Source organism: Methylosinus sp. RM1 (genome assembly GCF_011378635.1).
Lineage (GTDB): Bacteria > Pseudomonadota > Alphaproteobacteria > Rhizobiales > Beijerinckiaceae > Methylosinus > Methylosinus sporium.
Window position 1 is genome coordinate 1 of the sequence record NZ_WOVC01000066.1, and the last position, 9,615, is coordinate 9,615.

At 62.6% G+C, this 9,615-nt stretch carries 6 protein-coding genes, 3 pseudogenes and 1 CRISPR repeat array; of the genes and pseudogenes, 4 read left to right on the forward strand and 5 right to left on the reverse strand.

All coding sequences use genetic code 11. The features are described from left to right. The first annotated feature begins 295 nt into the window (after positions 1–295). The 3 genes from cas4 to cas2 are packed head-to-tail and all read left to right on the forward strand — an operon-like array spanning position 296 to position 2,270. Positions 296–922 carry a CRISPR-associated protein Cas4 gene (gene cas4, locus FMZ75_RS20335; RefSeq protein ID WP_166145917.1) on the forward strand — a complete coding sequence of 209 codons (627 nt, stop codon included), beginning with the start codon at positions 296–298 and terminating at the stop codon, positions 920–922. A 1-nt stretch (position 923) separates the two neighbouring features. Beyond that, positions 924–1,970, forward strand: a complete 1,047-nt coding sequence (cas1c, locus tag FMZ75_RS20340; RefSeq protein WP_166145920.1) for a type I-C CRISPR-associated endonuclease Cas1c — start codon at positions 924–926, stop codon at positions 1,968–1,970. A gap of 9 nt (positions 1,971–1,979) precedes the next feature. Beyond that, positions 1,980–2,270: a CRISPR-associated endonuclease Cas2 gene (gene cas2, locus FMZ75_RS20345; RefSeq protein ID WP_166145923.1), complete on the forward strand. Its 291-nt coding sequence runs from the start codon at positions 1,980–1,982 to the stop codon at positions 2,268–2,270. Positions 2,271–2,498: 228 nt separating this feature from the next. Continuing rightward, positions 2,499–4,509: direct repeats of the CRISPR family, unit length 32 nt; unit sequence GTCGCCTCTCGCGCAGAGGCGTGGATTGGAAC. Positions 4,510–4,558: 49 nt separating this feature from the next. Here the strand turns inward: cas2 and FMZ75_RS21790 are convergent. Next, on the reverse strand, positions 4,559–5,236 hold the full coding sequence (locus FMZ75_RS21790; RefSeq protein WP_370464768.1) for an IS630 family transposase: 678 nt from the start codon (positions 5,234–5,236) through the stop codon (positions 4,559–4,561). Next, positions 5,146–5,643, reverse strand: a pseudogene (locus FMZ75_RS20355) (helix-turn-helix domain-containing protein); the annotation flags it as partial. The pseudogene FMZ75_RS20355 and the gene FMZ75_RS21790, both read right to left, overlap by 91 nt. A 186-nt stretch (positions 5,644–5,829) precedes the next feature. Between FMZ75_RS20355 and FMZ75_RS20360 the strand changes: the two are divergent. Next, positions 5,830–6,851 (forward strand): annotated as a pseudogene (locus tag FMZ75_RS20360) (IS3 family transposase); the annotation flags it as partial. A gap of 146 nt (positions 6,852–6,997) precedes the next feature. On the opposite strand, the pseudogene FMZ75_RS20365 reads toward FMZ75_RS20360, so the two are convergent. From FMZ75_RS20365 to FMZ75_RS20375, 3 genes and pseudogenes are all read right to left on the reverse strand, one after another. After that, positions 6,998–8,083: pseudogene (locus FMZ75_RS20365) on the reverse strand (IS256 family transposase); the annotation flags it as partial. Positions 8,084–8,144: 61 nt separating this feature from the next. Further along, positions 8,145–8,816, reverse strand: a complete 672-nt coding sequence (locus FMZ75_RS20370) for an IS6 family transposase (protein ID WP_166145929.1) — start codon at positions 8,814–8,816, stop codon at positions 8,145–8,147. 52 nt (positions 8,817–8,868) lie between these two features. Beyond that, a partial coding sequence (locus FMZ75_RS20375) for an IS256 family transposase (RefSeq protein WP_166145932.1) occupies positions 8,869–9,615 on the reverse strand: 747 nt, incomplete at its 5' end.

Genomic DNA, 9,615 nt, shown 5'->3' on the forward strand with positions numbered 1-9,615 from the left:
CCGCCTGCATCGCCTCGGGGCGATGGCTGAGTGGAAGTCTGTGACGACAGCCGCTTGAAATCGACCCGCGTGGCGTCAACGCGCCAGAATCGGGTTTATGTGACATCGCCGCTGAGTGGAAGTCTGTGACGACAGCCGCTTGAAATCGACCCGCGTGGCGTCAACGCGCCAGAATCGGGTTTATGTGACATCGCCTCCGCCGCGTAGCTTTTCCGATTACGCCGTGACCTTGGACGATGCTGCGCTGCCCGCCGGTGTCAAGGCGCTGGACCTCATCTGAAGGGAAGGGGGGATCATGGACGAGGCCGATTTGATCCCCCTCTCAGCGCTCCAGCACATGCTCTATTGCCCGCGCCAATGCGCGCTGATTCACGTCGAGCAGGTCTGGAGCGAGAACCGTTTCACAGCCGAAGGGCGCATCCTGCATGATAAGGCCGATCAACCGGGCGTATCGCGTCGGCGCGTGGTGCGAACAGCAACCGCGATGCCGATCCGCTCGACCGCCCTCGGCGTATCCGGCGTCGCCGATGTGGTGGAGTTGTATGAGCGGGATAGGCGCATCCATCCCTTCCCGGTCGAATACAAGCGCGGATCACCCAAGGCGCATCGGGCGGACGAGGCGCAGCTTTGCGCGCAAGGCATAGCGCTGGAAGAAATGTTCGGCGTCGAAGTTCCAGAAGGCGCGCTGTTCTACGGCGAGACTCGCCGCCGCGTCGCCGTCGTCTTTGACGCTGATCTTCGCCGATTGACCGAGCAAGTCGCCGCCTCCGCCCGCGACATGATCCTCGCCGCCGAGGTCCCGCACGCCGCTTATGAGGCCAAACGCTGCCGAGCCTGCTCGCTGCTGGAGATGTGCGCGCCGCGAGAGACCGCCGACGGCGGCAAGGTGGCGCGTTGGATCGAACGCATGATCGGGGAATGAGATGGTCGACCGCCGCCACCTCAATACGCTCTATGTCTCCACCGAGGGCGCCTATGTGCGCAAGGATGGCGAGAACGCCGTGGTGGACGTGGACGGCGCGGAGCGGTTGCGTGTGCCGCTGCACAAGCTCGGCTCCATCGCGCCGCTTGGCCGCGTGACCATCTCCACCGGCCTGATGGCGGCGGCGTTGGAGGCGGGAATCTCTATCACTCATTTCTCCGACACTGGCCGCTTTCTCGCTCGCGTCGAGGGCCCGATTTCGGGCAATGTGCTGTTGCGCCGCGATCAGTTCCGCGTCCACGAGAGCGAGGCGGCCAGCGCGAGATTCGCCGCCGCCATCGTCATCGCCAAAGCCTCCAATCAGCGCGCCGTATTGCAACGAGCGCTGCGCGATCACGGCAATGGACTGGACGAGACGGCGAAAGGCGCTCTGCAAGCGTCCGTCGACCATTTGGCCGATGCGGCCCGCCGCTGCTTGAAGCCGCTCGCGCTCGACGAGGTGCGCGGCGTGGAAGGCGAGGCCGCGCGCGCCTATTTCGGAGTCTTCGATCATCTGATCCGCGTGAAGGAGCCTGGCCTGCGCTTCGGCGCTCGCTCACGCCGCCCGCCGCTCGATGCAGTTAATGCGCTCTTGTCGTTCCTCTATACCTTGCTCGTCCATGATTGCCGCTCGGCGCTCGAAGGCGTCGGACTCGATCCGGCGGTGGGGTTCCTGCATCGCCTGCGTCCCGGACGCCCGAGTCTCGCGCTGGATCTGATGGAGGAGTTGCGCCCTCATCTGGCTGATCGGCTGGCGCTGACTCTGATCAATCGTGGCGAAGTCGGTATGAACGATTTTCGCTTGTTCGAGAACGGCGCAGTGCTCCTCGGCGACGATGCGCGCAAGCTAGTGCTGGTCGCGTTTCAGGAACGCAAGCGTGAGGAGATCGAGCACCCGTTCCTGAAGGAAAAAGCGGCCATCGGCCTACTGCCGCACATTCAGGCGCAATTGCTGGCCAAGGCGGTCCGCGGCGATCTTGACGGTTATCCGCCGATGATCTGGAAATAGGAGCGGCAGATGATGGTGCTCGTCAGCTATGATGTGGAAACATTGACGGCGGCGGGCCGCAGACGGCTGAGGCGAATCGCCAAGGCGTGCCGCGATTTCGGGCAGCGCGTGCAGTTTTCCGTTTTCGAATGTGAGGTCGATCCGGCGCAATGGGCGACGCTGCGAGCCCGACTGATCGCTGAAATCGATCCGAACAAGGACAGCCTCCGTTTCTATTTTCTCGGCAGCAACTGGCGCCGCCGCGTCGAGCATGTAGGCGCAAAGCCGGCCGTCGATTTCGACGCGCCGATGATCGTGTGAGCCGACAAGGGATATTGCTCATTCGGCGTGTTACTTTTTCGCCGATTGAAGCGAGCGCGAACCCCGAGCGATCGGTTGGACGCCGGCAGGTTCGCGCAGCTAAATATTTTTTATTATCAATACGCTGAAACTTCCCTTCCGATCCGCGCCATTTTTCGGGCGCTCGATCGCGAAGGTTCGCGCGCGGACCTCTGTTTGCTTTGTCTAATCAGTGCTCTATCCTTCAGGGTCGCCTCTCGCGCAGAGGCGTGGATTGGAACACGCATCCCGCCGCGTGGACAGTGCAAATCGTGGGTCGCCTCTCGCGCAGAGGCGTGGATTGGAACACCGAGGCGGAGCGCATCATCCCATGGCCCGGCGTCGCCTCTCGCGCAGAGGCGTGGATTGGAACACGCGTGAAGGGCTCTGGCTGATCGGCCAGACGGGTCGCCTCTCGCGCAGAGGCGTGGATTGGAACTCGGCCGAGAATATATCCGCATCACTCAAGCCGAGGTCGCCTCTCGCGCAGAGGCGTGGATTGGAACACGCTTTCCAGCGGCGCGCCGATCTTCCCGCCAACGTCGCCTCTCGCGCAGAGGCGTGGATTGGAACGCGCTCCTCGAGGAGAATGGCGAGTTTGATCGCCGTCGCCTCTCGCGCAGAGGCGTGGATTGGAACCTCTCCGGCGCCGCGCTGAAGGACGAGACGCTCGGTCGCCTCTCGCGCAGAGGCGTGGATTGGAACGTATGCGAGGGCGCCGACACGGTCAATTGTTGGGGTCGCCTCTCGCGCAGAGGCGTGGATTGGAACTACAATCCGAACCCGGTAAAGTGAAATGAGCAACGTCGCCTCTCGCGCAGAGGCGTGGATTGGAACAAAGTTTTGTCGACGATCGCCAAAAATCCCGAGGGTCGCCTCTCGCGCAGAGGCGTGGATTGGAACAAGAACGTATCTGCGTCTCTCGCCGGCCTGCCTGGTCGCCTCTCGCGCAGAGGCGTGGATTGGAACTCGTGCGCGTTCGTCGGGCGATCCGTCACGCTCTGTCGCCTCTCGCGCAGAGGCGTGGATTGGAACGTCTGCTCGATGACGGACGTGTTCGGCGATTGGGTCGCCTCTCGCGCAGAGGCGTGGATTGGAACAATGCACGGCGTGGGAGGCCATTCGCGACGCATGTCGCCTCTCGCGCAGAGGCGTGGATTGGAACCGATCTTGCGACGCAAGGATGAGCCGCGCCTGCGGTCGCCTCTCGCGCAGAGGCGTGGATTGGAACTCAGCCATAAGGGTCCTTCCTGGGTGGGAGACAGGTCGCCTCTCGCGCAGAGGCGTGGATTGGAACTTAGATGAGGCCGCCGCAGCTTTAAGAGAAATCGTCGCCTCTCGCGCAGAGGCGTGGATTGGAACAGCCGCGCCCAGTCGAGTTCTTCGCCAGCCTCGAGTCGCCTCTCGCGCAGAGGCGTGGATTGGAACAACATGAACGCGTTGGACCCGTGCTTCGTCGAGTGTCGCCTCTCGCGCAGAGGCGTGGATTGGAACAATCGGGCGCACAAACCCATCATCCATCTGCCGGTCGCCTCTCGCGCAGAGGCGTGGATTGGAACGACTTCTCCGTCATCAATATTTCGACGGTGGACGGTCGCCTCTCGCGCAGAGGCGTGGATTGGAACCCTATGCCCGCAAGATCGAGCGCGGCGCCAAGCGTCGCCTCTCGCGCAGAGGCGTGGATTGGAACCCGACTTCGCCGATCCAGCCCGTCAACGACGCGCGGGTCGCCTCTCGCGCAGAGGCGTGGATTGGAACCCTTTCGAGCGCTGCGATCTGGATATCGATCGCGTCGCCTCTCGCGCAGAGGCGTGGATTGGAACGTGATCGAGGCGAGGCGCGAGCGCTCGACGTCTCGTCGCCTCTCGCGCAGAGGCGTGGATTGGAACCTCGTCGGCGCCGGCCATGTGATCGGCGAGCGGAGTCGCCTCTCGCGCAGAGGCGTGGATTGGAACCAGCGGGACTGAGGCGACGTTCTGCGGATCCGCGGTCGCCTCTCGCGCAGAGGCGTGGATTGGAACACGATCATGGTGGAGCGCGATCCGGGGATATCGCCGTCGCCTCTCGCGCAGAGGCGTGGATTGGAACGAATATTTTGCGGATGCGACGCGGCCGATCGCCGGGTCGCCTCTCGCGCAGAGGCGTGGATTGGAACCGCGGCAAGCTCGCCGAACTGACGAAGCTCGCCGGTCGCCTCTCGCGCAGAGGCGTGGATTGGAACACGAAGGCGCAACCCGCGTTTACCGATATCTCATACGGTTTCCGGCTGATTACTTCGGCTTGGCGATTTTTGGCCACCAATGGAAGCCGGCGCGGCTTTTGATGATGTCGCGCTCGCTCGCGAGCGCGGCGCATCTTTCGCCGATGATCGCGTCGAGTTCCTCTATCGTTCCGATGTGCTTGTTGACGATCGGCTCGTCGACGAGAGCCCATAAGGTCTCGGCGGGTTGCAGCTCCGGCGTATAGGGCGGCAGAAAAACCAGTCGCACGCCATCCGGCACGCTCAGACCAGCCTCGCCGTGCCAGCCGGCGTTGTCGATGACGAGCACGATCGTGCGATCGACGCCGGCCTTGGCTTCGCGCGCGAAGGTCTCGAGCAGCGCCGCGAAAAACGGCTTCGAGACGCCGTCGTGCATATACCAGAAGGTCTCGCCGCTCGCCGGCGAGACGAAGGCGGTCACATAGAGCCAGTCGAAGCGATGATGGCCATGCGCGATCGGCCGCTCGCCGACGGGCGCCCAGACGCGCCGCGTGACCGGTTTCAGGCCGAGCCTGTGCTCGTCGCTGGCGAAAACCTCGACCGATCGCTCTGGATGCTTCGCGGCTTCCTCCGCGACGGCGTCTTCGAGGTTTTTTTGAACGCCGCCGCCTCCTCGGGCGAAGCCGCCTTCGGATTTTTGGGGCGTGGAGCCTGGATCGACATGCCGCAGGCTTTCAGCGCTTCCCAGCCGCGCTGAACCGCAACTTTCTCCAGCCCCAATTCGCGCGCGAGAAAAGCCGCGACTTTCGCGCTCGTCCACAAGCCTCCGTCGTCGGGGGGCTCCTTCAGCCGAACGCGCAGCTCGGCGAGCAGATCGGGCTTCAACACCGTCGCCGTCGAGCCGTTGCGCCGGCGCAAGTCGCCGAGAGACTCCGGTCCTTCTGCGTTGTAGCGCGCCGCGAGTTGCTCGATCCAGCGCTGGGCAAAGGACGTCATCTCGGCGACTTCGCCGAGCGTGTGGCCCTTGGCGAGCAGCCAGATCGCATGGAAATGCCGCGCCTCGCGCGCGTTCGAACTCGAAACATACCGTTCACGCAACGCATCGACGCTCAAATGCGCAGCTATCGTCGCCATGACCCGCCTCCAGCGATTCATGGCGATACAGCTTAGCTACTTCGATTCGCCCCGGGAATCCCCGTCGCCGAGTCAATCAGCCGGAACCCGTATCAGGTCGCCTCTCGCGCAGAGGCGTGGATTGGAACGAGCATGGCAGGCAAAGGGTCTGCCCGTTGGCGAGTCGCCTCTCGCGCAGAGGCGTGGATTGGAACGACGGCGTCGTGACATCCGAACCAGATCACGACCTGGAAGGGCCAGCTTCTCGAAGGCGCGGCGGGCGTTTTCGGTCACGAAAAGCCGGAAGCGAAGGAAGCGGCGGTCGATTTGAAGGCGCTTCACGCCAAGATCGGCGAGCTGACGCTGACCAATGATTTTTTGTCCGGCGCGCTCACCAAAGCGGGATTGCTGAGCGTAAAACGATGATCGACCGCAGCCACGAGCTCCCCATCGCCCGTCAGGCGCGAGCGCTCGGCGTCGCCCGCAGCTCGGTCTACTACAAGCCGCGGCCCGTCTCGGTCGAGGATTTGAAGCTCATGCGGCGGATCGACGAATTGCATCTCGACCATCCCTTTGCAGGGGCGCGGATGCTGCGCGATCTTTTGCGGCGCGAGGGCGTCGTCGTCGGTCGCCGCCATGTGGCGACGCTGATGAAGCGGATGGGCATTGCCGCGATCTATCGGCGTCCGAACACGAGCAAGCCGGCGCCAGGGCACAAGATCTACCCTTATCTCCTGCGCGGCATGAAGATCGAGCGGCCCAATCATGTCTGGGCGACGGACATTTCCTATATCCCGATGCGGCGCGGCTTCGTCTATCTCGCAGCGGTCGTCGACGTGGCGAGCCGGCGCGTGCTGGCGCATCGCGTATCGATCACGATGGAGGCGGAGTTTTGCGTCGAAGCGTTGAAAGAGGCGCTGGCAAAACATGGCAGACCCGAAATCTTCAACACGGACCAGGGTAGCCAGTTCACCGGCCATGACTTCACGAGCGTGCTGCTCGATGCGAAAATCGCCATCAGCATGGACGGCAAGGGCGCCTGGCGTGACAATGTGTTCGTCGAGAGGCTGTGGCGCAGCGTCAAATATGAGGAGGTGTATCTGCGCGCCTATGACAGCGTGTCCGAGGCGCGCGCGTCGATCGCCAAATATCTGGCCTTTTACAATGAGCGGCGCCCGCATTCGAGCCTCGACTCCCGCACGCCGGACGAGGCTTATTTCGGTTGTAGCGAGGCTGTGATGGCTGCATGATCGTCGCCGCGATTTTGCCGCGCCTCTGGTCGGGCTACGCCCTCCCGACGCCGCGACAAAATCGCGAAAGCCCCGCGTTCCGCAAACCCCGGCAGTGATCCACCTTATTTCCGCGGGGCGCTGTCCAAATAAGCGGGGCCAGCTCTCTTCATCGCCGCATCGTCAGTCGGAAAATGCCCTCTCGTCCGCACAGCGCGCCGCAGCTTCGCGTTCAAGGATTCTATGGCGTTCGTCGTGTAGATGATCCGCCGCACCGCGATCGGAAAGGCGAAAAACGGGATAACCTGCTCCCAATTGCGCCGCCAGCCCTGCGCAATCGACGGATATTTCTTGCCCCAATGGCCGCCGTCGAAGGCCTCCAACGCCTCTTTCGCCGCCTCGGCGGTCGGGGCGCGATAGATCGTCTTCAGGGCGGCGGCGATCGCCTTGCGGTCCTTGTATGAGGCGAATTCCATCGAATTTCGAATGAGATGCACGATGCAGGTCTGAACGGTCGTCTGCGGAAACACCGCATTGATCGCCTCCGGAAAGCCCTTCAGGCCGTCGACAACGGCGATCAGAATGTCGCCGACGCCACGGTTCTTCAGCTCATTCATCACCCGAAGCCAGAATTTGGCGCCCTCCGAGGTTTCGATCCAAAGCCCCAGAATGTCCTTCGTTCCGTCCGGCGTGACGCCGAGCGCCACATAGACCGCCTTGTTGCGAACCAGGCCCTCATCGCGGATTTTGACGCGCAGCGCGTCGAAGAAAACCAAGGGATACATCGCCTCGAGCGGCCGGTTCTGCCATTCGGCGACGGTCTCCAGCACGGCGTCGGTGACCGTCGAGATCAGATCGGGCGAGACCTCCAGGCCGTAGAGCTCGAGCAAATGGCCCTGGATCTCGCGCACCGTCATGCCGCGCGCATACATCGACACGATTTTCTCGTCGAAGCCGGGAAAGCGGCGCTGATAGCGCGCGATCAGCTTGGGATCGAAGCTCCCCTCCCGGTCCCGCGGAACCCTGATGTCGATCTTCGAGGTCTCGGTCAGCACGGTCTTCTTCGAATAGCCGTTGCGGTGGTTCGCCTTGCCCGCCGCCGCTTCGTTCCCGAGATGGTCGTCCATCTCCGCGTTCAGAACCCGTTCCGCCAACGCCTTCTTCAGCTCATCGAACAGGCCATCTTTGGAAAAAACCTCCTTCGGATCGCGTCCCGACAGCAATTGGTCCAGTGTGTCTTTCTTGATCGCCATAGCCCGCCTCCTGCGGTTCTACTATGGCCCCGCACACAAGATTCCTGACAGTCCCCGCGGCTCACGCCGCTAGGGCATAGAACTGCTGCGCTGGACGCAATTTGCCCCTGGTCTGCAACTGGCCCTTTCGGATCATATGCATGAGCTCGATCCCCGAGAGTGTCGCGGTAGCCGATCGAAATGATTTGAAACCCAGCATCGGCCGCGTCACTCGTTTCACTGCTCGATGGTCCTGTTCGACAATATTATTGAGATATTTGATACGGCGGATTTCGATGTTCGCCTCATGCTCCGCGTTGTAGCTTTCGATCGCCGCCGTGTTGGCGCCGCTCTTGTCGATCGTGATCTTTTCCGGCGCGCCGTGCTGACCGATCGCCTTGCGCAAAAAGCGCAGCGCCGCTTTGCAATCCCGCTTTGCGGTCAGCAGGAAATCCACCGTCGCGCCTGCCTTGTCGACCGCCCGATACAGATATTTCCAGCGGCCATTGACTTTCACATAGGTCTCATCGAGACGCCAGCTGGATCCGATCGCGCGCTTGCGAGCACGAGACTCTTTCTCCAGCAAAGGCGCATACTTGACGACCCAGCGGTTGAGCGTGGAATGGTCGACGTCGACGCCTCGCTCTTCCATCATTTCCTCGAGTTGACGATAGCTCATCGGATACGCCACATACCATCGGACGCCCCACAGGATCACGTCGCGTTCAAAATGGCTGATCGTGCCCCAGAGCATAGTGTAGCTGGATCGAGGCGGACACCGGGATTTCCGGCTTTGGCCGGAATGTTCAGGCGGTCACGGCGGATAGCTTGACGATGGGATCATCGCTCAAAGGCGCGATCGTGGCCAGCGTCATGTAGCGACCGCGCTGCACGGCCCATTCATCGTTTGTCTCGAGCAGGATCGCGCCGACGAGACGGGTGATGGCGTCCTCGTTGGGAAAGATGCCGACGACCTCGGTGCGGCGCTTGATCTCGCCATTCACCCGCTCGAGACCATTGGTCGAATAGATCTTCTGCCAATGGTCCTTGGGAAAGGTCATATAGGCGAGCACGTCCTGTTCTGCCTCGTCCATGAGAAGGGCGAGCTTTGGCAAGGTGGGCCGGAGCTGATCGGCGACCTTGCGCCACTGCGCTTTGGCGGCGTCGGCGTCGTCCTGTGCGAAAGCCGTGGCGATGAAGGCGGAAACGACCCGGCGACCGTTCTTGCCGGCATGAGCGAGCGCGTTGCGCATGAAGTGCACGCGGCAACGCTGCCAGCCGGCGTGCATCACCTTGGCGACAGCCGCCTTTATGCCCTCGTGGGCGTCGGAAACGACGAGCTTGACGCCGCGCAGGCCACGCCGCCGGAGCTTGCGCAGAAAGTCGGTCCAGAAGGTTTCGGCTTCCGAAGGGCCGATGTCCATGCCGAGCACTTCGCGTCTTCCGTCGTTGTTGACGCCGATAGCGACGATCACGGCGACCGAGACGATGCGGCCGTTCTGGCGGACTTTGACGTAAGTCGCGTCGATCCAGACATAGGGCCAATCGCCTTC

Coding starts and splice junctions, on each gene's coding strand:
- cas4 (WP_166145917.1), top strand. CDS start 296: ATGGACGAGGCCGATTTGATCCCCCTCTCAGCGCTCCAGCACATGCTC.
- cas1c (WP_166145920.1), top strand. CDS start 924: ATGGTCGACCGCCGCCACCTCAATACGCTCTATGTCTCCACCGAGGGC.
- cas2 (WP_166145923.1), top strand. CDS start 1,980: ATGATGGTGCTCGTCAGCTATGATGTGGAAACATTGACGGCGGCGGGC.
- FMZ75_RS20370 (WP_166145929.1), bottom strand. CDS start 8,816: ATGCTCTGGGGCACGATCAGCCATTTTGAACGCGACGTGATCCTGTGG.